This window comes from Microcoleus sp. Pol8_D6 (genome assembly GCF_036700965.1).
Taxonomy (GTDB): domain Bacteria; phylum Cyanobacteriota; class Cyanobacteriia; order Cyanobacteriales; family Microcoleaceae; genus Microcoleus.
The window spans coordinates 108,411-135,221 of the sequence record NZ_JAUBPW010000005.1 but is presented as its reverse complement, the minus strand read 5'-3'; the positions used below and the strand labels follow the sequence as shown (position 1 = coordinate 135,221).

The 26,811-nt window shown below is 45.5% G+C and carries 11 protein-coding genes and 1 pseudogene; 4 read left to right on the top strand and 8 right to left on the bottom strand.

Going from position 1 to position 26,811, the window contains the following annotated elements:
- Positions 1–22 precede the first annotated feature (22 nt).
- Positions 23–1,258 carry an adenylate/guanylate cyclase domain-containing protein gene (locus tag QUA10_RS03820; protein WP_333081066.1) on the bottom strand — a complete coding sequence of 412 codons (1,236 nt, stop codon included), beginning with the start codon at positions 1,256–1,258 and terminating at the stop codon, positions 23–25.
- A gap of 159 nt (positions 1,259–1,417) precedes the next feature.
- Positions 1,418–3,559, bottom strand: a complete 2,142-nt coding sequence (locus tag QUA10_RS03815) for a SpoIIE family protein phosphatase (protein ID WP_333081067.1) — start codon at positions 3,557–3,559, stop codon at positions 1,418–1,420.
- A gap of 175 nt (positions 3,560–3,734) precedes the next feature.
- Between QUA10_RS03815 and QUA10_RS03810 the strand changes: the two genes are divergently transcribed.
- Together QUA10_RS03810 and QUA10_RS03805 are read left to right on the top strand one after the other, a co-directional pair.
- Positions 3,735–4,094, top strand: a complete 360-nt coding sequence (locus tag QUA10_RS03810) for a VOC family protein (RefSeq protein WP_333081068.1) — start codon at positions 3,735–3,737, stop codon at positions 4,092–4,094.
- A gap of 3 nt (positions 4,095–4,097) precedes the next feature.
- Complete coding sequence (locus QUA10_RS03805) at positions 4,098–5,378, top strand: recombinase family protein (RefSeq protein WP_333081069.1); 1,281 nt, start codon at positions 4,098–4,100, stop codon at positions 5,376–5,378.
- Positions 5,379–5,427: 49 nt separating this feature from the next.
- On the opposite strand, the gene QUA10_RS03800 is transcribed toward QUA10_RS03805, so the two are convergent.
- The 3 genes from QUA10_RS03800 to QUA10_RS03790 all read right to left on the bottom strand — a co-directional run bounded on the left by QUA10_RS03800 (position 5,428) and on the right by QUA10_RS03790 (position 12,182).
- Entirely contained in the window at positions 5,428–6,645 is a 1,218-nt protein-coding gene (locus QUA10_RS03800) for an adenylate/guanylate cyclase domain-containing protein (RefSeq protein WP_333081167.1), read from the bottom strand.
- Between the two features lie 195 nt (positions 6,646–6,840).
- Positions 6,841–10,521: a GAF domain-containing protein gene (locus tag QUA10_RS03795; protein ID WP_333081070.1), complete on the bottom strand. Its 3,681-nt coding sequence runs from the start codon at positions 10,519–10,521 to the stop codon at positions 6,841–6,843.
- Between the two features lie 92 nt (positions 10,522–10,613).
- Positions 10,614–12,182: an ATP-binding protein gene (locus tag QUA10_RS03790; RefSeq protein WP_333081071.1), complete on the bottom strand. Its 1,569-nt coding sequence runs from the start codon at positions 12,180–12,182 to the stop codon at positions 10,614–10,616.
- A gap of 652 nt (positions 12,183–12,834) precedes the next feature.
- On the opposite strand from QUA10_RS03790, the gene QUA10_RS03785 reads away from it, so the two are divergent.
- Positions 12,835–14,157: an AAA-like domain-containing protein gene (locus tag QUA10_RS03785; RefSeq protein WP_333086173.1), complete on the top strand. Its 1,323-nt coding sequence runs from the start codon at positions 12,835–12,837 to the stop codon at positions 14,155–14,157.
- Here the strand turns inward: QUA10_RS03785 and QUA10_RS03780 are convergent.
- Positions 14,158–14,783: pseudogene (locus tag QUA10_RS03780) on the bottom strand (Uma2 family endonuclease). It abuts the gene before it with no gap.
- A gap of 233 nt (positions 14,784–15,016) precedes the next feature.
- Between QUA10_RS03780 and QUA10_RS03775 the strand changes: the two are divergent.
- Complete coding sequence (locus QUA10_RS03775) at positions 15,017–18,616, top strand: AAA-like domain-containing protein (protein WP_333081073.1); 3,600 nt, start codon at positions 15,017–15,019, stop codon at positions 18,614–18,616.
- A 242-nt stretch (positions 18,617–18,858) separates the two neighbouring features.
- On the opposite strand, the gene QUA10_RS03770 is transcribed toward QUA10_RS03775, so the two are convergent.
- Both QUA10_RS03770 and QUA10_RS03765 read right to left on the bottom strand, forming a co-directional pair.
- The gene (locus QUA10_RS03770) at positions 18,859–22,095 is read right to left on the bottom strand and encodes a DUF4347 domain-containing protein (protein ID WP_333086172.1); all 3,237 of its coding nucleotides are present in this window, start codon (positions 22,093–22,095) and stop codon (positions 18,859–18,861) included.
- A gap of 776 nt (positions 22,096–22,871) precedes the next feature.
- Positions 22,872–26,417, bottom strand: coding sequence for a DUF4347 domain-containing protein (locus QUA10_RS03765; RefSeq protein ID WP_333081075.1), 3,546 nt, complete (start codon positions 26,415–26,417; stop codon positions 22,872–22,874).
- Positions 26,418–26,811: the final 394 nt, after the last annotated feature.

Genomic DNA, 26,811 nt, shown 5'->3' with positions numbered 1-26,811 from the left:
GCCTCCAATTGATGTATTAATGTCACTTCTGGGTGAATTTCCACACGCCATTCCAGTTAGCAGGAATACTCTTTTCTAACAGCGATTGGATGCGTTTTAGGTAAAGTTGGCTGGGTTTGTCAGCGGGATTTAGCGCCACTATCTGTTCAAAACAAACTATGGCATTAGCAAAATTTCCCTGACAATATTCTTCGAGTCCCTCCTCAAATATAGGCAAAGTTTGAATTTTGAGCGATCGCACTGGTTCTACTTCAACATCTAACACCTCACAAACTGTAATGGCTTCTTGTCTACCTTTGACAATAGCCCGATCCAAAAAACGGATATGATACTTTTCGGGTTGACTCAAACGTTGTACCACATCTCCAGAAATTAATAAAGATACGCCATAATACTTAGTCAAACCTTCCAGACGAGCGGTGAGATTCACATGATCTGACAGCGCATCGGCTTGCATCCGATTCGCGTCTCCAATAATCCCAACCATCGTATCACCCACATGGATACCAATGCCAATCTTGAGCGGTATATCCCCATTTATTTTACGGCTTTGATTGTATTTCTGCAACTGCTCCAACTTCACAATTCCTGCCTGAATAGCATCATCCACGCCATCAGGAAAAACTGCCATGACTCCATCTCCAATATACTTGACAATAAAACCATTGTGCTTACGAATTTCGGGACTAATTTGCTGTAAATAGTTATTGATGAAGTCAAAGTTTTCTTGAGGAGTCATTTGCTCCGCCATCGTGGTAAACGAACGCATATCGGAAAACATAATTGCCATCTCTTTGCTGACGTGATCTCCAAGCTGGAAATCAACAATGCTCTGCTTGCCGAGAAATTGGAGAAATTCATCGGGAACAAAACGTCCGTAAGCCTGCAAAAGTTTCTCTAATTCTTGTTCCCGCGCTTTCACCTTTTGCACCATATGCGAAAATACCTGTGCCAGTTCTCCCAGTGCATCGCTGCGCCCTGCCACATCTGACAATATCTGGGGTTCAAAGCTATTGTTTTTTACAGCAATAGCTGCATCTATAACCTTTTTTACCTGCTCAATGTAAGTCTGCATCTCTCGGTTTTTATGATGGATCTGGTTTTCAAGATCCGTGGAGTGTTCCGTGATAATTTCTACTAAAGTTTCATAGCTATTTTTTTCATCTTCGACTTCCTCAAGTTTTTGCATCAAATCCTGTAGCTGGGTATTGAGCTCTTCTGGAGATTTAGAATGTGGTAAATTTAGTTTTGGTTGCATAATGTATACTCCCGAATCTGGGAGCGCAAAATTGTTTTACTCGCTCGCTGTAAATTATTACAACTTACACGGGCGAAGCGATAAATCCGGTTGCTGGTTCAATGCTTGGCGACTCAATCCAAGCTCGATCGTAAAAACCGGGTTGACGAGCGTCAATCATTAATTATGCACAATATGTCCCTGTTGCTTCAATACTAGCAAAGTAATGTCATCAAATACCTTTTGTTCTCCAATAAATTCTCGCAAATCATCGATTGTGGCTTGCTTGATTTGTTCGGCGCTCAAATGCCAGTTTTGAGAAACCACTTCACAGAGTCTTTCGATACCGTAGAATTTTTTGTGCATATTTCTAGCTTCGGGAATGCCGTCAGTATAAAGCACCACCCCATCCCCCGGCTCTAAGTCTACTATAACATGGCTAATCCAATCGGAAATATCCTCATCTAAGCCGAGCGGAAATCCTAAATTTAGGGTGTCTATCCGCTGGATTTGACCACCTTTCCTGACCACAAGAGTTTCCTCATGTTGACCGCTGATACTAATTGTGCGATCCGCATAGTTGAGCAAAGCTAGTGTCATATTTTTGTCGGAGTTCATGCGCTGGACATTTTTATAAAGAGTGCGGTTGAGGGTATCTAAAAAACGCACCGGGTTGGATTCTTGCATTTCCTGAAGAGTGCGGACAGCAGCTTGAGTCATCACCATCAAAATGCCGCTTTCTAATCCGTGTCCGGTGACATCACCAATGCAAATCGTGACAACCCTGTTAGTACAAAGTACGTCGTAGTAATCACCCCCTACTTCCGAGGCTGGCTCCATAAATCCGGCAATATCTAACTCTGTAATTGCTGCGAGTTCAGCAGGTTTTGGCAGAATCAACTGCTGCATTTGTTTGAGCATATCGAGTTCGGAGCTCATGCGGAGGTTTTCCGCTTTCAGGAGCTGGTTGAGAGCAGCAATTTGTTTCGTGGCTGTGGCGAGTTCAGAGGTGCGTTCTTTGACTTTATCTTCTAGAGTTTCAAAGGATTCTTGCTGTTGTCTCGCCATGCTGTTAAAGGAATTTGTTAAGGTTTCAATTTCCCAAATCCGACTGGAAGCAACGTTCTGGTTGAGAGCACCACCTGCTAGATATTCTGAAGCTTGAGCAATTTGGTTCAGGGGGCGAGTAATCCAGCTAGCGGTGAAAATACCCACTCCAACAGAGACAATTAGAGCCACAATACACAGCCAAATAGTCTGCCGAGTGTTAGCATAAATTTGCGCCATAAAGTCGGCTTCAGGAACGACTACTACAATCAGCCAATTGAGACCGTACTTGTCAGTTAGCGGAGAAACTTGGATAAATTGCCGCTCACCGTTTAGCTTAAAGTCAAGTTGAACAGTTTGATGGATGTCTTCCAAACGCTTGAAGCTATCGAGCAGATAAACCACACTTTGACGCATCAGCGAGTTGCTGCTTTCCTGTGCTTTGATCCGCTTTGTATCTTTGCCGGTTCCCACGGAAAGAGGCTGTTCTTTAACCGAGGTGGCTATTAATTCACCCTGGGGTTCAATGATAAATACTTGACCGGAATTACCCACCCTTAAGGTTTGCAGGAAGTGGCGAATTTGATCTAGTCCCATCTGGCAAGTCAGCACGCCAATTAGTTGGCCGTCGGCATCATAATAGGGTAGACTCGCATTAATTTGCAGCGTACCGTAGCCAAAATTAATATAAACTTCACTCCAAGCTGCCTGTTTCTTCTCAACAACAACTCTGTAAAAAGGGCGCGTGCGAACGTCATAATTGGGCGTGGTTTTGTCGATTGTTGTCGGGTTTCCATTATCGTCAAGGTTGTAATATATCAAGTCGCCGCCCCCCGGAATCAGTTGCTGGGCAAGCTTAGGTTGTTCAAGTCCAACAAGTCGATTTACCCAACCCACACGCAGGTACTGACCTTTTTCGTTGGCAATTCCCGCGTGACCGATCGACTTAAATTGCAGAACTTGTTTCCAAAAATAGGGTCTAGCTTGCTCCAAATCGTCAAAGTTCAACACTCCCAAAGGTACAGCATCCTGATTGATCTGATTCACCAGTGGCGGAGCTTCCAGATAGGTTTGAACACGTTCGTAAACTCTCGCACTCACTTCCTGCCGCAACTGATTAACAATATCGTTGACTATCTGCTCTCCGTTTCTGTAAGAGAGATAGCCAACGCAGCCAACAGCAGCCAAAATTTGGAGAACAAAGGGAACTACTAAGACATTGCGGAGACGGAATTTGCCCGATCTGGAGACGATCGCACTTTTTTCTGAAACCATTGTTAAAAACGCTCCCAGCAGGCAGTTTTTTGTTACAAGACTTGATAATGGATATATTAAGAGCGACTAACAATGTTATCATATCAAAAACTAAACCAACATCAAAAAATCTGCGTTCATCAGCGCTCATCTGCCTGCATCAGCGGTTAAACTAAAAAAAGAAATTTCCACAAAAATGCAAATTACTAAATCCCTCCACAGCGCCCTACTCATCTCAAACCTAGAAAAATCGCAACACTTTTACAGCACCGTATTAAAACTGCCAAAAATAGAGCGAGACTTAAAATTTCCCGGAATCTGGTATCAAGTGGGCGACTTCCAGCTCCACCTACTTTTAGCTAAAACAATTATCCCAGATGCGGTAGACAATGCCAAATGGGGACGCAACCGACATCTAGCATTTTCTGTTGCTAACTTAGAAGCAGCTAAACAGCAGTTAATCGCTCACAATTGCCAGTTTCAAATGAGCGCGTCAGGTCGATCGGCATTATTTACCCAAGATCCCGACGGCAACATCATCGAACTCAGCGAGTAACAGATGAAAATCATCGCTTATTCTTACACCGAACCGCTACTCGAAGCAGCACCCGCACCGGAAATTTGGGGTCAAGAAGTCGATCGCACCTATCAAGACTTAGGAGGGCGACAACAACTGCAACAACTCCTCAAAGACTGCGAAACAGAACCAGTCAAATACCTGTTAATTCAGCGTTTTGAAGAACTCGGCGACACCGTACAGCAAGTGTGTTCGCACCTCGCCCAACTCGAAAACCTCGGCGTCGAAATCATCGTACAAGCAGAAACAGAACCGCGAAACCGCCAAAACTTGCTGCAAATCCTCGCAGAAATCCAGCGCAGCCAACACAGCCGGAGTATTCGCAAAGGACACGCCCGCAACCGCATCAAATCCCGGATTCCACCGGGTAAGGCTCCCTACGGCTACCGGCGCGGCAAAGATTGTTATACGATCGATAAAACCACCGCCCCCACCGTCAAAGACTTTTTTGAACACTTTTTAATTTACGGTTCCTTGCGAGGTTCCGTGCGGTATTTAGCCAAGAAATACAACAAAAAAATCTCTGTAAGCACCGGCCGCCGCTGGCTGACAAATCCAGCCTACCGAGGCGATTTGGAATATCAAAACGGTCAAGTAATTTCTAACACCCACGTCCCGATTATTTCCAGAGAAGAAGCCGCCCAAATAGACAGGTTACTGCGCCGTAACCGCTGCCTTTCTCCTCGCAGCGCTAGCGCCCCACGTTCCCTCGCAGGTTTAGCAATTTGTGCAGAATGCAAATCCCCCATGACAGTTGCCAAAGTCACCTCCTACCGCCAAGAAAAAGAATACCTTTATTTGCGACCGATTAACTGTCCAAAACAGCCTAAATGTAGCGGTATTTCCTACGATGAAGTATTGCAATTAACCATCGCCGGTATTTGTCGGGATTTACCCGATGCTGTTGCTGGGTTGCAAATGCCGAATATGAATGGAATTAAAGCAGGAATTGTCAGAGCGATCGCATCCAAACAAGAAATTATAGAGCAACTTTCTGCCCTGATTGACAGCGGCATATTAGACACCGAAACGGCAGAGTTTAGAGCCTACAAAATCCGCACCGAAATTGCCGAACTGCAAAGCAAATTAGCGCAACTGCCCCCAGTAAATTTGCGAGAAACTGCCCAAACAGTTTCCCTACCCCAATTTTGGCTCGATTTATCAGAATCAGAACGCAGGTTTTACTTTCGAGAATTTATCGATCGCATTGAAATCATTCGGGAAAATCCAAATTGCAAACTGCAAATTATTTTCATTTTTTAAGGATTAGCTCGATCTTCATCCATAGCTCCTAGGTTAGATACCCGACTTCTTAAAGAAGTGGGGTATGTGGGTACTCTCTTAGTTCGGTAGGAGTGGACTGCGTTTGACAAGCATCGCTTTCAACCGCTGAATTATCTTTTGTAGCCTTTAGCCAATAGGCGATCATCTCTCCTTTTCCTTTAACCGCGATCGCACCTCTTTCTTCAAATAAATACCGATCTTTTAACAGTTCGTAAATAGCCGTAGTAACTTGAATATATCCCGGTAATCCTTGACATTCCATCCGAGAAGCAACATTAACAGTATCTCCCCATAAGTCATAGATAAATTTTTTAGTGCCAATTACGCCAGCAACTACGGGCCCTGTATGAATGCCAATCCTAATTTGAAATGGTTCGCCTCTATCAGTTTGAAAATCAGCGATCGCTTCCTGCATATCCAAGGCCATATTCGCGATCGCTTCTGCATGATCTGCCCTCGGCACCGGCAACCCCCCCGCTACCATATAAGCATCTCCAATTGTTTTAATTTTTTCCAAACCGTGTTTTTCAGTTAGTTGGTCAAACCTGGAAAAAATTTGGTTCAATACATTTACCAATTCTAGAGGTAACATTCTCGCAGCAATAGACGTAAAATCGACAATATCGGCAAAAAGAACTGTTGCTGAATCAAACCTCTGGGCAGGAGAACCCTCGCCCTTTTTCAAATTTTCAACAATCGCTGCTGGTAAAATATTCAGCAATAAATGATCCGACTTTGTTTGAGCAAGCCGTAAAGCTAGCTCCACCCCCTGCCGCTCTTTAATTTCGTTTTGCAAACGTTCGACAAGTTCTTGGAATTGCTTCGTTTGCTGTTGCAGTAACTGTTGTTGACTTTGAATTGTTAACTGATTTGCCACTCGTGCCAATACTTCTTTACCATGAAAAGGTTTAGTAATATAGTCAACTGCTCCCACATCAAAAGCTTTCACTTTATCTAAAACGTCATCTAAGGCGCTTAAGAAAATTACGGGAATGGAGCTGGTTTTTGGTGAAGCTTTCAACTTTGCACATACCTCATATCCATTCATGTCTGGCATCATCACGTCCAGCAAAATTAGAGTCGGCGGAAACTCTTGCACTGTAGCGATCGCCCTTTGCCCATTCAGCGCTTTACGAACCTGATACCCTTGTTCGGTCAAGATTGTAGATAAAAGCCGCACATTATCTGGCTTATCATCAACTACTAAAATGTTGGCTTGAATTGTAGGATATTGATGGCTGTCCATGCGATCGCTCACGGTAGTTTGTCAAGATGAAAGATATTAACACTTAAGAAGTTTACCTCAAAAAAAACGCAACGGTAGAAATTCCGATTGGTCTTGCTAAAAATAGATGGCAAGGAGACGGTATTGGGGCGGAATGTTAGGTCTTTTTTAAATAAAATAGCCTCCAAAGTTAAGATTAGTTTAAAATGGTTATTTTTACCTCGTTGCAACTGCTGACTGCGCTATATCTATAATATCGTCAAATAGGAAATCTTGCACCAAAGTAGTTAAGTATTCTGCGGCAAAAGCAAACTCGCTCGGCATTTCCTCAATCAACTTGACAATTTTATCGTCGCAACATTCATGAGCAGCATGAGATATCTTTTCTACCCACTCAAGAGGCATTTGACCGATTTGTGACTCCACCGATTGATTGCTAGTCACTCCGCTAATTTCGTTTTCATTTTCTAGGGGTGCATCAACAGATTCCTCGTAAATGTAACGCACTCCTAAAAGTTCTTCCATTTTCGCAAATAATATCTTTGCCTCGAATGGTTTACGCATGAAATCATCGCATCCTGCTCCTAAAATAGTTTGTCGTTCCTCTTCAAAAGCGCTCGCAGTTAAAGCAACTATTACAGTTTGTTTTCCGAGAGGATGAGCTTTAATTTTTCTGGTGGCTTCATAGCCATCCATGACAGGCATCTGCATATCCATCCAGATCAGGTGCGGTTGCCAATCCTCCCATACAGCAATAGCTTCTTCACCATCTCTAGCTTCTCGCACGAGGATGCCTAGTGGTGACAATAATCTCTCTATGACTAGGCAGTTATCGGCGCGATCGTCAACAACCAAAATCCGGTATTCTGGTTGATTCGGTGCTAAACCCATTACTTTTTTCTGCGGTTTAAGAATTTTAATTTCAGTGGGAGTGGCATGGTTGATTTGAATATCAAATGCAAACTTACTTCCCAACTGAGGTGTACTGCTGACAGTAATATCTCCTCCCATCATTTGTACAAATTTGCGGCTAATTGGTAAACCTAATCCAGTCCCCTGTTGAGATTTTTGACCTGTTTTTGTTTGCTCAAATGGTTCAAATAACTTATTCATTTCTTCTGTGGCAATGCCAAGGCCAGTATCTTCAATTTCAAACTGAAGGCGTAACAATTCCGGGTGAAGGTGATTCGCGTCTACACAATCACAGTGTGCCAAGCTTTCGGACTGATTAAAAGCAGTGCACCATCCGGGTTTCCTTTGTATAGCTGCGGTTTCAACCGCTAAGCTTTCGGAATGTTCAGAACCCGCGCCGGCAAGTTTTTTTTGTGTGTCCGAAAACTCTGCGGTTTCAGCCCCCAAACTTTCTTCTACCTTCTTTTTCACTCGCAAAGTAACGCTACCCACCTCTGTAAACTTGATCGCATTTCCTACAAGATTAATCAAAATTTGGCGCAATTTACCTTCATCTCCACTAACAAAGTCCGGTACACCGTCACCCACTTCAAGATTTAGCTGCAATTTCTTAGATTTAGCTTTTAATCGAAACATTTCTTCTAAGGTTTTTAGCAAGCGCATTAAATTAAAACTGCTTTCATTGAGCTGACTTCTGCCCGCTTCAATTTTAGACATTTCCAAAATGTCATTAATCAGGGCAAGCAAGTGTTCACCGGCGCGATTAATAATTTCTAGGTGCTGTTGGTGTTGATTGTTGAGAGATGAATCGCGCACCATCACCTGACTGAATCCGAGAATGGCATTCAGAGGAGTCCGCAATTCATGGCTCATAGAAGAAAGGAATTCGCTCTTGGCGCGGTTAGCTGTATCAGCAGCTACGACAGCTTTTTGTAATGCTGTTTCTGCTAATTTGCGTTCCGCAATTTCTGTTTTAGCTTGTTCAAAAAGCGTGCATTGCTGGATCGCAATTGTTAGCTGCACGGAAATTTGCTTGAGAGATTCTATCTCAGAAGAGTTCCAATGCCTTTGACTGCGGCAGTGATGAGCAATGAGTAGCCCCCATAATTTATTACCTTGCAAAAGGGGAACGACGAGGTTAGCTTTAACTTCCAAATCGCTTAGTAAATTAATGTGGCACTCGGAAATACCAGCCGTATAAATATTGTCGATAGCGCGCAGGTGTCCCTGCTCGTAAATAGAGACGTAGTGTTCTCGAAAACAAGGGTCATTAATGTCAATTCCCAAAATCGGCATCGTACCGACGGATACCGACTCGACGGCTATAAATCCACTCCAATCTGGATTAAAGCGGTAAATAACTGTTCTATCAGTTGACAAAAACTGGCGGACTTCTTCCACAGCCATTGTCAGCACTTCTTCTAGATTAAGAGAGGAACGAATTCGCTCTTGCATGGAATTCACGAGCCGCTCCCTTTTAAATTGTTGCTGCAAAGCTGCTTCCGCCTGTTTGCGAGCAGTAATATCTACTCCATAACCCACGCACTCCACAGGTATGCCAGCAGAATTTTTGACTAACTTGATCTCATCGTATATCCAGCGATAAGTACCGTCTTTGTGCCGTTCGCGGTATTCGTAGGAAATCGATTCTTTTTCCAATATCTGAGCGAATGCAGTTGCAACATTTTCTCTATCGTCGGGGTGAATGAGGCTATGCCAATCAAGGGAACCATCAAGAAATTCTCTGGCTTCATAACCCATCATTGAAACAATATTATCGCTGACAAATGTTACGTCATAATTTCCCCCTAATTTGCAGCTAAAAATCACCGCCGGGGTAGTCGCCAGCAAATATTGCAAGCGTTCGGTGACAGAGCGCAAGTTTAACTCTGCTTGTTTGCGATCGCGAGCTTCCATTGCTAAAGCTGCGATCTGCGCCACATAGCTAGCGAAGCTTTGTTCGTCGAGCGTCCAATTCCTCGTCGTTCCTTGATGTTCTAAACAAATTACACCCGCAATTTGTCCTTGATGGGTAATAGGAACATCTAGCATCGACGAAATGTTTAAAGGCGTCAAATAAGATTCGCTAAATTCTCGGGTGCGCGGATCGGTTTTGGCATCAACCGCTGCGACTACCTGTTCTGTATTCAAAGCTTGGAAATAGCTAGGATAGTCAGCAACTTTCAGTTCTGCACCGGCGCTGTGTTGATTGGGAGTCAGTTCGTAAATATCCGCACAGCACATTGCGGATCTATCTTCCTGATAAAACCAAATACTTGCCCGATCGACATTCAGGGTACGAGTTGCCATTTGCGTAATCTCTCTCAACGCCTCGCCGATATTTCCCTCGTAGATACTAGAATTTTTTGCTAATTCTAGCAAACCATTTTGTTGTTCTGTTAACCTAGTTTCTCGTTCCCGTAAAGCGGATTCAGCGGCTATTCTTTCTCTTATTTCTGCTTCTAAATAACCATTAATTTCTCTCAACTCGGTGGTGCGCTCTTGAACTTTTATTTCTAAGTCATCATAAGCGTGGCGCAACGCTAATTCTGCATCTTCACGCACCGCAATCTCACTCTGCAACTTGCGATTTATGGCTTCTAATTCTTGGGGGGTTTTTAAAGACAAAAACTGGGGCAATAGTGTTACCATCGAGGCGGCGGTGTAGCAGGAAACCAGTGCAGTAATTCCTTTTTCAATCCCCGACAGCCAATAAGCGGAATGCCACAACGTCCAAATGTCGAGCAAGTGACCCGTGCCGCAGAGAATAATAAATGCACCAAATAGAGCAAATATTCCTAAAAAAGGAACATCGCGCCGCTTGAAGATAAAATAAATTAGCATCGCCGGAATTGAATAGTAGGCGATCGCGATTAAAAAGTCCCCAGTTACGTGCAGCCACACTAAAGGCGTTTGCCAAAGATAGCAATGACCGTGAGGCATATACTGAGTTGGGGAAAAGATATTTTTGAGTGCTTCCCACATAATACTTGTTATTGGCAGATAATATGGATTTGATGAGGCCTAAGTTATGCAAAAAATAAAAGAAACCGAAAATTGTAGCTGGGGATTAAGCATTATTTATTAACGCCTAAACCCAGCTTGTTCATAACAGCTTGCTTCTGCACTAGGTGGCGATCGCCAAAGTGCGATCGCAAAGGAATTTCAATGATAAACTCAGTACCTCTCCCAACCTCGGAAGTGCAGCGCAAATAACCTTCATGGGCTTGAATAATCTGATAAGAAATCGCCAAACCTAGGCCGGTACCAGCACCGATAGGTTTCGTTGTATAAAATGGATCGTAAATTTTGGCGATCGCATCATAATCTATGCCAGTGCCATTATCAGCAATGTGAATCTGCACCCACTTGCCATCAACTAAAAGCGTGCGAATGCGAATTTTTAGCAGTGGGCAATGGGCGTTTTGTAAGTTGTCAGAGAAATTATTTTCCCAATAGCCGTTGGGGAAATCCCCCTGCGCTACACTCTGTTCTAAAGCATCAATAGCATTAGAAACAATGTTCATAAATACTTGGTTAAGCTGCCCCGCGTAGCATTCTAATAGTGGCAAATCTCCATACTCTTTAATCACTTGAATCGGCGGACGGTTTGGTTGTTCTTTCAAGCGGTGCTGCAAAATCATTAAAGTGCTATCGAGTCCTTCATGAATATTTACCTTTTTCATGTCGGCTTCGTCTAACCGGGAGAAAGTTCGTAAAGATTTAACAATCTCCCTAATCCGCTCTGCTCCAATTTTGATTGAACCAAAAAGTTTTTGCAAGTCTTCTAAAATAAAATCGAGTTCGATAGTGTGGATCTTGTCTGCAATTTCCGGCGCAGGAGTCGGGTAATAAACTTGATAAGCCTTAATCAATGCCAAAATATCTTTAATGTATTCCTCCGCCGGAATCAGATTGCCATAAATGAAGTTAACAGGGTTATTGATTTCGTGAGCAACCCCAGCTACCATTTGCCCCAAAGACGACATTTTTTCAGTGTGCACGAGTTGAGTTTGAGCGCCTTGAAGTTGTTGCAGAGCTTCCTCTAGCTGCTGAGTTCGTTCAAGTAGTTTTGCTTCCGAGTGCCGCAATGAATTTTCAGCCAAAGAGCGATCGCGATTTTCCTGTTGCAAAAGTTGATTAGCAACTTCTAAAGCGATCGTTCTCTCCATCACCCGTTTTTCCAATTCTAGCATTAATTCCGAGAGTGCTTCCTGAGCTTGTTTGCGATCGCCAATCTCATTTTGTAAAGCTACATTTGCCGCCGCCAATTGAGCGGGACTGGGAATAGCCAAGATTTTTGGGATTAGTTCCACCAGCACTGCTGCTGTACATAGCGAAATCAGCGCCGTAATCCCTTTAAGAAAACCAGAGAACCAATAATTAGGATGCCACAGCGTCCATATTTCCATAATATGGGTAATCCCGCAGCAGATAATAAAAGAGCCAAACAGCATGAAAACCCAGTCAAAAGGCAGGTCTTGCCGCTTTTTGACAATATAAATCAGCGTGATCGGTATCAAAAAATAAGCGACGGCTATCAAGCCATCGGACAAAACGTGTAGCCCCACTAATCCCGGCTTCCACAAGTAGCAATGACCGTGAGGAATAAAATAATTTGAAAACATTTCATGAACCATTTGCATCAAATTAACTCGGTTATTTGCTAATATTTTTGAGAGGTGGTTACAGGAAAATTTAAAAAACTGCTGACCCCAAAATAAAAATTAGGCTTTTGGACTTAACACTTGTGATGAGTAAATGCAGCGATATGAAACTACTTGTAATTAAATTAACATCAATCGACTAAGCTTTAGCAAAGTCAACTGTCACATTTTTAATTCTGCTTTCACTATCAACTGTGACACCGGCATGACATTTTGGGCAACGATCAAGAAAAACTGAGCGCAGATTCCTTTCCAGTAAGAGGGCCAGCGCCCCTTAAAATTGGGTTATAGCACTGAGTGACCAGTCAGGCAACGGGGTAATTACCAGATTTAACGGATGTCGCGGATTTAAATTAACGAAGAGAACCATTCTCAAAAACCTGTAGAGGTGCGTTCACTCTTGTACCCTTGAAAAGTGCAGACAGGTCAAATACACCCGCCCCCACCCCGCGAGGGAATTCTTGATTATTGACAGTGATACTCTTCGGGCATATTTAACCGATTTGACTAATTACCCCCTGAAAAATGTCGCGACAGGATGGTGTCGCAATCCAATCGGCGATCGCTCTAAGCTTTACACTCAATCATAAGTGATAATATCAACGATACACTTATATGGTTATTGCCAGTTATGACGATAGATGAGGTACTACAGCTAACTCGTGTGCGATTACAAAAAGATTTATATCCCGTACAAGAAATCATACTCCGCCAAGTTTGGGAAGGAAAGACTTATACAAGTATCGCATCTGCCTCTCATTACGGAGAGCATTACCTGAGAAACATCGCCTCATCCTTGTGGCAATCTCTCTCTCAAATCTTGCAGACATCTATTAGCAAATCCAATTTTCGCTCTTGTGTAGAATCACGTTCCCTGACCACAGAGGAACGAGAATTAATTGAAGAATTCACCCGCAGCGAATGCCTCGCAACACCTTTAGAATTTCCCGGCTCTCCCGTGCCCCTCGGTTCGCCATTTTATATCCATCACCCGCTAATTGAAGAACTCGCCTATCGAGAGATTACCAAACCAGGAAGTGTGCTGCGGATTAAAGCTCCCAGGAAGATGGGAAAAAGTTCCCTTCTGCTACGGATTTTAGAGCGCGCGACTTCTCTTGACTATCGAACTGTAAGTTTAGATTTTCAGCAAGCCGAGGAAGCTGTTTTAGCCAATATCGATAAATTTTTACGCTGGTTTTGTGCCAACATCAGCCGTAACCTACAATTACCACCTCTATTAGATGATTATTGGGATGAAGACATGGGTAGCAAAGTAAGCTGCACCATCTATTTGCAACAATATTTACTAGCCGAAATAAGTACCCCTCTTGTGTTAGCTTTAAATGAAGTAAATATAATTTTTGAATATCCAAAAATTGCCAGAGAATTTTTGCCGCTCCTGCGAAGCTGGCATGAAGAAGCAAAGCGGATTGCAACTTTGGGAAAACTGCGGTTAATCGTTCTTCACTCCACAGAAATTTATATTCCTTTAAAGCTCACTGAATCGCCTTTTAATGTCGGTTTACCTCTGCAATTGCCCTATTTTACAGAAGAGCAGATACTTGCTTTAGCCCAGCGTCACGGACTGGATTGGACAGATAGCCCCGATGCCGATCGACTAATGGCAATGGTGGGGGGACATCCTTATCTGGTGCGGCTAGCTCTTTACCACCTGTGTCAAAACAGTGTAACCCTAGATCAGCTACTACAAGAAGCTCCGACAATAGCGGGAGTTTATAAGGATTACTTGCGGAGTTTTTGGGCAACATTCCAAGAGTATCCCGAACTTGCGGTTGCACTTAAACAAGTGGTAAAATCGGAACACGGAGTGGAATTAGATCCGATAATCGCTTCTAAATTATTTAGTATGGGGCTGATTCATATTGATAACAACCGCTGTACGCTAAGCTGCGAGTTGTATCGCCTGTATTTTAGTTCGCACAACTTTAGTTAGTTATTCCCCTACCTGAAAAATCTGTTCTGCCGTTAAGTTTAAATCTGGGGAAGCAAGCGATTGCACCACATCATCACCTCTAAACTGATTAACTACATACTCACCATCAACTAACTGATAAACGGAAATAGTGGGTTGCTTGGGGTTGCCAATATATCTTCTTCCCCCAACCCCAAATAATCGGCAATCCAGTATTCAGGAATTGCCAATTTTTTATATTCTGCTAACTTGAGTAAGTAGTCATCTTGCCAATTCTTACTCACGATTTCGATGACTAAACAAATAGTTTCACCTCTGGTAATAGTCGAGCGCTTTTTCCACATCGGTTCCGTTTCGATTTGTTGCCAATCTAACACCATCACATCTGGGCTGTAGCCAGACTTATCAGAATCAATGGCCTTAATAATTCCTTAACGGGGAATGAAATAGGGCAAAGCCAAACGTTCAATCTGAACGCCTACTTTGAGGGCTAGGAAACCCCCCACCTGTTCGTGTGTTCCAGTTGCTTGCATTTCAATAACGGCTCCATCATGTAGTTCAAAGCGACCTTGACCCTCTGGATACCAGTCCATAAACTCGTCTATGGTCATTTGTTTAGACTGGGCCGATTGTTCTTGAATGAGCATATTGATTATCCTTGTTTGCTGTTAATTTCAATGTTAATATAAATTAAAAATATTAGGCTATCTATCTTGTAGAATAACTTCCCTAGTTACTTAATCAATATTATTCTTATAAAATTACTCAGAAAACGTAAATCTCAAGGATGGATTATAATTAAGTAAGGAGGGTGACAAAAATTAACGCTCAGACTACCTCTTTTTATAAACTTTCACCTTTAAACTTATTCATAAACCGCATGACTCAGGTAACATACCAAATTGGTGGCAGTCTTGCCAGTGATGCGCCTACATACGTAGTGCGGCAAGCAGATTCCGAACTTTATGAAGCCTTAAAAGCTGGCGAATTGTGTTACGTGCTTAACTCCCGGCAAATGGGCAAATCTTCCCTTCTCGTTCGCACCTTCCATCGACTGCAAGCCGAAGGATTTCAATGCAGCACGATCGACATGACCCGCATCGGTAGCGAAAACATTACTCCCTTACAGTGGTACAAAGGAATTGTTGGGGATTTGTGGCGCAGTTTCCATCTTGTAGGAAAAGTTAATTTAAAAACCTGGTGGCAAGAACAAGAAGAAGTTTCTCTCCTGCAAAGATTGAGTCAATTTATTGAAGAAATTTTATTAGTCAAATTTTCCAATGAGCGAATTTTTATATTTGTCGATGAGATTGATAGTATTTTAGGCTTAGATTTTCCCGTCGATGACTTTTTCGCATTGATTCGTTATTGTTACAACCAACGATCCCTTAATCCAGAATACAACCGGATTACTTTCGTAATTTTCGGAGTAGCTACACCCAGCGATTTAATCACCGATAAAAATCGGACACCTTTTAATATCGGGAAATCGATCGATTTGTCAGGATTTAGCTTAGAAGAAGCTCAACCATTAGCGAAAGGGTTAGAAAAGGTCATAGCCAATCCGCAGGCAGTTCTCAAGGAAATCTTAGATTGGACTGGAGGACAACCATTTTTAACTCAAAAAATATGTGAATTAGTAGTAAAAATGGCAGAAAAAGCCCACAGCGGTGATTTAAAAATCCCACCAGGAACAGAGGGATTTTTTGTGGAATCGGTGGTAATAGAAAATATCATCACTAAATGGGAATCGCAAGATGAGCCAGAGCATTTAAAGACAATTCGCGATCGCATTCTTGGCAACGAACAACTCACTGCACGTAGCTTAGGTATCTATCAAAAAGTCTTACAATCTGGTGAAATTGAAGCGGATGATAGTCGAGAGCAGATCGAACTGCTGCTATCAGGTTTGGTAGTAAAACAACAAGGTTTTTTAAAGGTAAGCAACCCGATTTATCAAGCAGTGTTTCACCTACAATGGGTAGAAAAACAGTTAGAGCAACTGCGTCCTTACTCCCAAGCTTTCAACGCTTGGATCGCTTCAAAACAAACCGATGAATCGCGATTGTTGCGCGGACAATCGTTAAAAGACGCTTCCTACTGGGCCCAGGGAAAAAGTTTGAGCGATTTGGATTATCACTTTTTAGCCGCTTCTCAAGAATTAGACAGACTGGAAGTGCAGCAAGCGCTGGAAGCAGCGAGGCTCAGAGAAGTTGAAGCCAGACTCACAGAAGAACGCAAGCGGTTAGTTTTAGAGCGAGAGACAGCGAAGCGGCAGCGAAGATTTCTTGGGGCGCTCAGCGGAGCGCTAATAGTTGCGATCGCCTTTGGCATTCTCGCCCTCTGGCAATATCATTACGCCATCACCAGCGAACACCAAGCCCGCATCAGCGAAGTTCAAGCCCTCACCTCCTCATCCGCAGGGCAATTCGCATCCCAACAGCGATTAGATGCCCTCGTGAGTGCCATTAAAGCCAGACGCAGGATCGACAGCCTAGCTAATTCCAGCCCCCAGTTGCCATCTCAAGTTCAACAAGTGCTGCAACAAGCCATCTATGGAACGGCAGAATTCAATCGCCTGTTGGGGCATTCCAGCCCGGTTCTGGCAGTTGATGTCAGCCCAGACGGTCAACTCATCGCCACGGGAGGCGGCGACCAAACAGCCAAGGTTTGGCAACGGGATGGTATCTTGCTGCATACTCTCCAACACACAATCAGCAGCGTCTACGCCCTCCGTTTTACTCCCGACAGCCAGCGCCTGGTAACATCCAGCGTGGACGGCAACATTTATCTGTGGAGTCGGGAAGGCAAACTGCTCAAAACCTTTCAGGGACACAAGGCTGCGATCTGGGCGATCGCCGTGAGTCCAGACGGTCAGCGCATCGCCTCTGCCAGTGAAGACAGCACCATTCGCCTGTGGAGCGTTGATGGCAAACTGCTCAAGACTCTGACAGGACATCAAGGTTCGGTTTGGGGTGTTGCCTTTAGCCCGGATGGAAACCTGCTAGCCTCTAGCAGCACAGATAATACAGTCAAGGTCTGGACTCTAGATGGCGAACTGGTGAACACTCTGGAAGGTCACAGCGCAAGCGTTTGGGACGTTGAGTTCGCTTTGCTTGCAGACAATAGCGGTGCAAAACGTCCCACCATTATCTCTGCCAGCGCTGACAACACTGTCAAACTCTGGCAACCAGACGGAAGGGCAGGCACGGGGGCACAGCCCCTACTTACTCTTAGCGGTCACAGTGCGGAAGTGTTTGAAGTCGCCGTCAGTACAGCAGGTGATGTGATTGCTTCCGCTAGCGCCGACCAAACCATCAACCTCTGGAAGCCGGACGGGACACTTTTGAAAGTCCTTAAAGGGCATCAATCTGGAATTCGCGGGCTTGCTTTTATTCCCAACAGTCAAATAGTTGTCTCTGCTAGCGACGACAATACTGCTCGACTCTGGAACCCGACAAACCCCTTCTCGAAAGTCCTTTACGGACATGGCGGCACGATTTGGGATGTGGATTTCTCCCCCGAAGGTCAGATGCTAGCTTCCGCTTCTTCCGATGGCAGTTTCAAACTGTGGGGGCGAGACGGCAGGTTGCTGAAGTCTTTTGCCGGAAACGATACTGCCGTTCACTCGGTTGCTTTCCTCTCTGGTGCCAGCACCAATCCTGCTAATACACCTTTCCTTGCTACCGCTAGTGAAGATAAAACAATTAAATTCTGGCAGTTCGACGGGACGTTACTGAAAACCATAACAGGTCATGAAGCTGGAGTTTGGGATATCTCCCCAAGTCCAGATGGTCGGCTACTCGCTTCTGCTAGCAACGATAAAACCGTGAAACTGTGGAACAAGGACGGCAGGGCGGGGACGGGGGCACCGCCCCTAGCAACTTTCACAGGGCATCAAGCCAGGGTTTACGATGTGGACTTTACCCCTGACGGGCAGAGGCTGCTTTCAGCCAGTAGCGACAGCACTGCTCGGTTGTGGAGTCTTGACGGTAGGTTTTCCAAGACCCTAAAGGGTCATCGCAGCCCTGTTTGGGAAGTTGCCATCAGTCCAGACGGTCGCACTTTGGCAACTGCTAGCAGGGATGACACGATTAAACTCTGGACGAGCGATGGCGTGTTGGTCAAAACCCTCCAGGGAAATACTAGAGGCATGATGGCGGTTGATTTCAGTCCTGACGGTCAAATGCTGGTGGGGGGAGGCTCAACTGGCGCACTCAAACTTTGGAAAACCGACGGGACAGAAATAACGACGCTAATCGGACATGAAGGGAACGTTTGGGGAGTTGCGTTTAGTCCCGATGGTAAACAGATTGCCTCGGTTGGGGACGATCGCACAATCATTCTGTGGGATCTAGAGCGCATTCTCAAACTCGATGAACTGGGTTATGCGTGCGATCGCGTGGGGGATTATCTGCGAACCAATGCTGAAGTCAAGGAGGAGGACAGATATTTGTGCGATCGTATTAAAACGGAATAATATCAAGTCCCCTTTATTAGGAAAAAGAGATTAGTATGTGTGGCTATAGCATCAGAATATTAGAGGATATTTATCATACTTTGCTACTTTTGATTGGAAGATATTATAATAATAAATCCGGCTTAAATACTCCTTTTATCTCACTCTGCGGACTCAGACTTCGTTTGTTTAGTAGCGGTTTTAACCGCCGAAGGATACGCAGAATGATGGAGGATATAGATAAACCGGATTTAGTATAATAATTACAGAGTAATGAAATCGTTAGCAGTGAGAATACCAGGGGTAATATTGTTAAGCTTCGCCAACAATTGATTGGTGTCCGTCACAGTAATCAAAGTTTGATTGTTGCTGGAAGTAATACTGAGTTGATTGAAACTCAAACCAGAATTCAACCCAATTAAATCCTCTCCCTTGCGGAAATCATTAATGATGTCGCTACCCGAACTTTGATTGAGGAAAAACACATCATTTCCCGAACCTCCCGTCAATGTATCGTCCCCAACATCCCCGGAAAGGAAATCTGCACCGCTGCCACCACTGAGAATATCATTACCTTTGCCCCCGTACAGGGTATCGTTACCGATGTCGCCACAGATCACATCGTTTTCATTGCCGCCCAACAGCAAGTCGTTGCCCTCACCGCCATCGAGACTGTCGTTTTCTTTGCCGCCGTAAAGCGTGTCATTTCCCAAATCGCCAAAAATCAGGTCTCCACCTTCATTGCCAAAAGCAATATCGTTGCCATTTCCGGCATTAATTGTGTCATTTCCTAAGTTGCCTAAAATGTAGTCGTCACCATCTTCACCCAGCAAAATATCGTCATCTTTGCCGCCGAAAATGCTGTCGTTACCAAGGCCGCCGGCAACTGTATCATTTCCTAAATCTCCCCTCAAAAAGTCGTCGCCCTCACCACCGACAACAGTGTCATTATCCTTGCCAGCGTAGATGGTATCGTTGCCAGCGTCGCCAGAGATGAAATCGCTGCCTTCATTACCGAAGATTGAGTCGTTATCTGCGCCGCCGTCAATGTTGTCATTGCCGCCCATGCCGTAGAGAGTATCGTTGCCGGTAAGTCCGTTAATTGAATCGTTGATGATACCGCCCATGATGAAGTCGGTAGTGTCGCCGCCGTTGATAGTTTGTTGGACGGGGTTGGGGGTGATGGTGGCCGGATCTAGTTGCGGAGGGTTGAGGCTATCGAGTAGGCAATCATCTAATACCGGAGTTGGCGTAGGAGTTGGTGTCGGTTCGGGTGTGGGCGTGGGAGTTGGTTCGGGTGTGGGAGTCGGAGTCGGTTCCGGTGTGGGAGTCGGAGTCGGTTCCGGTGTGGGAGTCGGAGTTGGAGTTGGAGTCGGCGTCGGAGTCGGTGTGGGAGTTGGGGTGGGCGTGACTGTAGGATTAAATTCGTAAGCGCCAATATCAACGATCGCACTTCCGTTATTATCACCATCTTGAGGGCGACTCACACCGCGCTGATCTGCCGCCGGCGCGCCCGCACCAGTACCAGTATCAATTGCCGGACTTCCTACTAGCAGTGGCAGCACGAAAGCGCCGTTAATATTTTCCAACGGGCCGAGTAAGGGATCGGCGATCGTCACATTCGCCGTAACATTACTATCATTAGGATCTCCCACAGTCAGTTTAGCGGGAAATTGAAGATTGTTTCCCCCATCGATTAGCTCTCGTCCGGTGTGCTGCCTAGTTTTAAAAGAGTTACTTGCCGTATTCCTATCAAAAATCGAATTCTTGACAGTAATTGGCGATTTCACAGGATCGTTAAAAGTAGCAATACCTCCCGAAAATTCAGCGGTATTCTTAGCAAAAGTCGAATTGACGATGTTAGTCGAAAAGGAATCTCTGTTAGCGACAACCATTCCTCCGCCCTGCTTAGCAGCGCTGTTGCCGGAAAAGGTACTGTTGACTATGCTGATATTTCCATTCCCTCCTGCCCACAAACCGCCCCCATTATCTTCAGCTTGGTTATTAGCAAAAGTGGAGTTTGTGACAGTAAGATCCACATTTCCGTGACGAATTGCGCCTCCGGAACCTCCAACTCCTGCTAGATCCTTAACAGCTTTATTATTAACAAAAGTGCTATTTTCCAAAACTATCTTATCTTGAAGATAGCCAAATAAAAATCCCGCTCCTCCTTCTCTCGCTCCGATATTGCCATCAAAAATGCTGTTGCGGATAGCAATAGTTCCGGCAACGGGGCCGGGGGTTGCATTCGGCCCGGAAGCATTAGCACCATCGACGTAAACTGCGCCACCAACGCCTTTCTCTGTGCGGTTGCCGATAAATTTAGAGTTTTCGATCGTCATGCTGCCCAACAGGTTATTAACAGCTCCGCCGTAGCTGCCTTTGTTGTTTGTAAATTCGCTATCTCTGATAGTCAGAACACCGCCGCTTTTAGTGGCGATCGCACCGCCACCACGTTCGGTATTATCCGCTAGTGAACCATCATTGCCGCTAAACTTGCTGTTAATTACAGTCGTCGTGCTGCGGAAACCCGTGTAAATGCCGCCACCAAAACCAGCAACATTATTATTGACTTGGCTATTTTCTAAAGTTAAAGTGCTGCTACCTCCTGTTTGAATGCCACCACCGGCGCTAGTTGTCTCATTATTCTGATCGGTTCCAGAAACTTTGCCATTGGCAATAATCAGGTTTTTTAGAGTAACATTTGTTGCACTCTCTGTGCGGATTACTCGCGAAGTATTATTGCCACTGATGGTTAAATTCGCTGCATCAACTGCATCAATTGTCAAGTTCTTGTTGATGACAAGTTGACCAGAAGTGAGGGTAATTGTTTGGCTGGCCAGAGTCGAGGCAAATTGAATGGTATCGCCGGCTGCTGCGGAGGCGATCGCATCTCTCAATGAACCGGGCCCGCTATCATTATTGTTAGTAACGGTGATCGTCGCTAAAGTCCCTTGATAATTTGCCAATGCCTCTGGAGTCAAGGCTAGCGGTGCTTCAATATCACCCTTGGCAAACTCCAAATTCCAGTTACCACCGCGACCAGTGCGATCGCTAGATGCCGCAATATCAGCCCCGGTTAACTCGCCCAGGCGATAGACAAAATCGCTTCCCGAACCCGCAGCAACATCGCAACCATAAAGCACAATATCTGCTTTGTCGCTTAGCGCATTTCGCCACCCTTGTAACTGGCTTTCATATTGTGATAAATTATCCGAATTTAACGTCGTATAACCTAGCTGCAAGCTGCCAGAATTGCCGTGAGAAAAAACGTGAACTTGGTCTACAGTTTCCCCCGCAGCAGAAATTGTTTGCAGTTTCGCAGTAATTTGCTCGACTCCGTTACCATTTTTATCTAAAATGATGATCTCTGCACCGGGAAGCACGCCAACCGTAAGAGTTTGATAGTCATCTAACTCGGAATCAATGAAGACAATAGATTTAGAACGAGAATTGCGGCTCGCAGATTGTGAATCAATACTGGCAAAAGTTGAGTTCATTTCGCATACCCTATGAGAATGTTTGCTATTTGCTGGTAGATTCACCTTGGAAGCAGAAGGCTAGAGATACAAAAGGCAGAAGGCAGAATTAAAACCTCGGTGATCCATCGGGGAGATTAAAGTTTAGGGAAAAACTTTAATTTTATCCCTAAGTGAAATCCGAGACTGGTCTCCATAATCAGTTTGCTCTGGGTGAAAATTGAGATTTTTTTAGCAATTAAATGCAGCAGAGGATGTAATGTAAATAGTCGGACACGGGGAACCTCTATATGTAGATTTGCAATGCACGTCCTTAGCCAGATAAGTAGTGCATCAAACCATTGAGAAGCCTTGGTCAGGTAAAATCCAGAAAAGATTTTATGGACTTCGGACTTCCTGAGAATTGCTCTAGCTAGTACCTGATACATTCACATTAGATAAAACCAGGAAAAATTCCTAAAATCTTGATTAATTTAACTTTTTTACTATCTCGAAAAAAGTTCCCAAAAATCTGAGATTTAGTGTTGAGAAAGCTGGCTTTATTCGGGCGCTACTTATGGCTAGCCAGCTCAGGATTGCAATAGACGGATGTGCCTCATTCTAGGTGTGGGCGATCGGCAATAAACAAGATTTATTACCGATCGCAGTTGAAAAGAATCAGATCGCTCCTATTTGTTGGCGTACCCCCCCTAGGGGCGGGCTGCGCTAACGTCATCCACCAAATTTCAGGAATTTGAGAGCTATCTTCACCACTTCTAAGCGGGCTGGCTGCTTATAGCGCACCCTACCCCAGGCAGTTAGATTGTTACCTGAGTGAAATCGCTAGCAGTGAGAATACCGGGGGTAATATTGTTAAGCTTCGCCAACAATTGATTGGTGTCCGTCACAGTAATCAAAGTTTGATTGTTGCTGGAAGTAATACTGAGTTGATTGAAACTCAAACCAGAATTCAACCCAATTAAATCCTCTCCCTTGCGGAAATCATTAATGATGTCGCTACCCGAACTTTGATTGAGGAAAAACACATCATTTCCCGAACCTCCCGTCAATGTATCGTCCCCCATATCCCCGGAAAGGAAATCGTCCCCAGCACCGCCACTGAGAATATCATTACCCTTACCGCCGTACAGGGTATCGTTACCGATGTCGCCGAACAGTACATCGTTGTCATTGCCGCCCAACAGCAAGTCGTTGCCCTCACCGCCATCGAGACTGTCGTTTTCTTTGCCACCGTAAAGCGTGTCATTTCCCAAATCGCCAAAAATCAGGTCTGTACCTTCATTGCCAAAGGCAATATCGTTGCCGTTTCCGGTATTGATTGTGTCATTTCCTAAGTTGCCTAAAATGTAGTCGTCACCATCTTCACCCAGCAAGATATCGTCATCTTTGCCACCGAAAATGCTGTCGTTGCCAAGGCCGCCGGCAACTGTATCATTGCCTAAATCTCCCCTCAAAAAGTCGTCGCCCTCACCACCAACAACAGTGTCATTATCTTTGCCAGCGTAGATGGTATCGTTGCCAGCGTCGCCAGAGATGAAATCGCTGCCTTGATTGCCGAAGATGGAGTCGTTATCTGCGCCGCCGTCAATGTTGTCATTCCCACCCATGCCGTAGAGAATATCGTTGGCGGCTTGTCCATTAATTGACTCGTTGATGACACCGCCCATGATGAAATCGATACCCTCGCCGCCGTTGATAGTTTGTTGGACGGGGTTGGGGGTGATGGTGGCCGGATCTAGTTGCGGGGCGTTGAGGCTATCGAGTAGGGAATCATCCGAGGCCGGAGTTGGAGTCGGTGCGGGAGTTGGTGTTGGCGGCGGAGTCGGCGCAGGCGTGGGAGTTGGCACCGGTTCGGGCGTGGGAGTTGGCACCGGTTCGGGCGTGGGAGTTGGCACCGGTTCGGGCGTGGGAGTTGGCGCCGGTGCGGGTGTGGGAGTTGGCGCCGGTGCGGGTGTGGGAGTCGGCGCCGGCGCGGGTGTGGGAGTTGGCGCCGGTGCGGGTGTGGGAGTTGGCGCCGGTGCGGGTGTGGGAGTCGGCGCCGGAGTCGGAGTCTCAGTGGGGACCGGCGCGGGTGTGGGAGTTGGCACCGGCGCAGGTGTGGGAGTCGGGACCGGTTCGGGTGTGGGAGTCGGGACCGGTTCGGGTGTGGGAGTCGGGACCGGCGCGGGTGTGGGAGTTGGCGCCGGCGCGGGTGTGGGAGTTGGCGCCGGCGCGGGTGTGGGAGTTGGCACTGGGACGACACTACCTCCCAATTCAAAAGAACCGCTGTCCACGATCGCACCTGGAATGCTGTCGCCATCTTGAGGGCGAGTCACGCCACGCTGATCCGTAGTGGGTGCGCCGGTGGCAACCCCTTTATCAATTGCCGGACTTCCTATCAGCAGTGGCCTGACTAAAGCGCCGTTGAGGGTTTGCAAAGGGCCAAGTAAGGGGTCTGCGATCGTCACACTTGTCGTCACCTTGGTATCGGTGTCAATCACCGGCCACTGAAAATTCCCTCCTTGATCGCTATATTGGGCGGTGGCGTGTTGCTGAATGCCCCAAGGGTTTCCTCCGTTAGCCGCTGTATTGTTGGAAAGAATCGTGTTTTTGAGGGTGACATTATTGGCATCGGCGAAGATACCTCCACCAACCCAGCCTGCAGAATTATCGGCGATCGTCGTGTTGAGAATGGTTGTGGGTGCACCAAGAGTCATTGCACCGCCGAGTTTGTTGAAATCACCAGCAGCAAACGCCGTGGAGTTGCCAGAAAACGTACTGTTAGTAATCGTAGCAGGGGCATTGCGTGTCCACAGGCCGCCACCTTGATTGCCGGCTTTGTTGCCCGCAAAGGTGGTGCTGGTAATGGTCAATCCCTGGTTGGTGCTGTCGCTCAAAATCGTTACCCCACCACCGTTTCCAGGGTTTCCACCGGGTAGCGCCAGAATTTCGTTATTTTGGAAGGTGCTCTTTTCCAAAATAACCTTGTCTTGGCTGCCGGTGAACAGATAAGCTGCGCCTCCTTCACCTCGACCTTTATTGTCTTGAAATACGCTATTGGTAATCTTAATTGTGCCGGAAGCTTCGCTCGGATTGCTGGCTCGATCGGTATAAAGTGCGCCCCCGAAACCTCTTAAGAAAGAATTGGGCTGCCCTGTGGCGAAAGTGGCTGCTGTGGTGTCGTTGCCGATGAATCGAGAGTTGTCAATTGTCAGCTTACCTTGAAGGCTGTTAATTGCCCCGCCGTTAATTCCTTTGTTGTTGGTGAAGTCGCTGTTGGTGACTGTAAAAGTTTTGAAACTCAAAAAGCCGATCGCACCTGCACCACGTTCATCGTTAGCTGCGGTAGCTACGTTGCCGTTGAATTTACTGTTGGTAACAGTCAGGGTATTGTTGAAATTACCGAAAATTGCGCCACCACCTTGATCGGCGACGTTGTTGTTGAACTGAACGTTTTCTACTGTGAGGTTTACTTCGTCGGTTGTGCCGATCGCGCCACCTCGATCAGCCGTTTTGCCATTAGTAATAATGAGGTTTTTGACCGCAAATGTGGTAGAAGTCGCAACGTTCGCATTGACAAAAAAGGCGCGGGATGCGTTGTTACCACTGATAGTTAAACCGGGTGCGGCGGCGCCGTCAATCGTGATGTTTTTGCCAACGGGAATATCGAGTTGACCGCTGGTGAGGGTAATGGTTTGGTTGGCTAAACCTGGAGCGAAGGTAATTGTATCCCCTGCAACAGCGGTGGCGATCGCAGCTCTTAATGAACCGGGTCCGCTATCGCTATTGTTGGCTACTACGATCGTAGCTAAATCACCTTGGTAACTTGCCATCGCATCGGGCCCCAAGGCTAAGGGAGTTTCAATTTGGCCAGAGGCAAATTCTAAATTCCAGTCGCCGCCCCGGCCAGTTATGTTGGTGGATGCCGCAACGTCAGCCCCGGTTAATTGGCTGAAGCGATCGACGAAATTAGCACCTGTACCGCCTGCTACATCGCAGCCGTACAGCATGATGTCTGCTTGTGGGGCTAGTGCAGTTTGCCACTTTTCCAACTGGCTTTTGTATTGCTCTATGTTATCTGAACCCAGAGCGGTGTTGCCTAATTGTAGGCTGCCAGAACTGCCGTGAGAAATAATGTGAACCGAATCTATCGCCCCGTTAGTAGAGGCGTATTTTTCCATCTCGGAGGTGATTTGTTCGATGCCGTTTTTGGTGCGATCGAGTATTACTACCTGCTGTCCCGGCAGCACTCCCGCTGTAAGTGACTCGTAATCTTCCACGCTGGAGTCAATGAAGACTAAGGAGCGCAGTGGCACTTTTTCAAAAGCAGATTGTGAGTTAACTTGAGCGAATGTAGAACTCATATTGGAGACTCCATTAAGGGCATTATTAGTAGATACACCCCGGAGTAATCTCATCAGACTTATTTGATTATATCTTAACACCTAATTTGGCAATGGTGTTATTTTAAAAATATTTTTGTTGATTTATTTTTATCCAGATTTTCCTTTTTTCCATTGACCATAATGAAAATTATAACCTCTACCGATGGGAAGATATTACAACATTATATTGCAGATTTAAATAAATCAATCTAGGTGGTACCATCAAATTTTTGCGACATTATTTGGCTAAAAGTAGCCTGATTTCAGGTAGTCGGAAAGGGTGAAGGTAATTTCCCCCAGAATAACTCCTCTTAATTATATTGAGTATTTTTTATTTGATTGTGATATTTTACGTATAGGCACAATACACTAG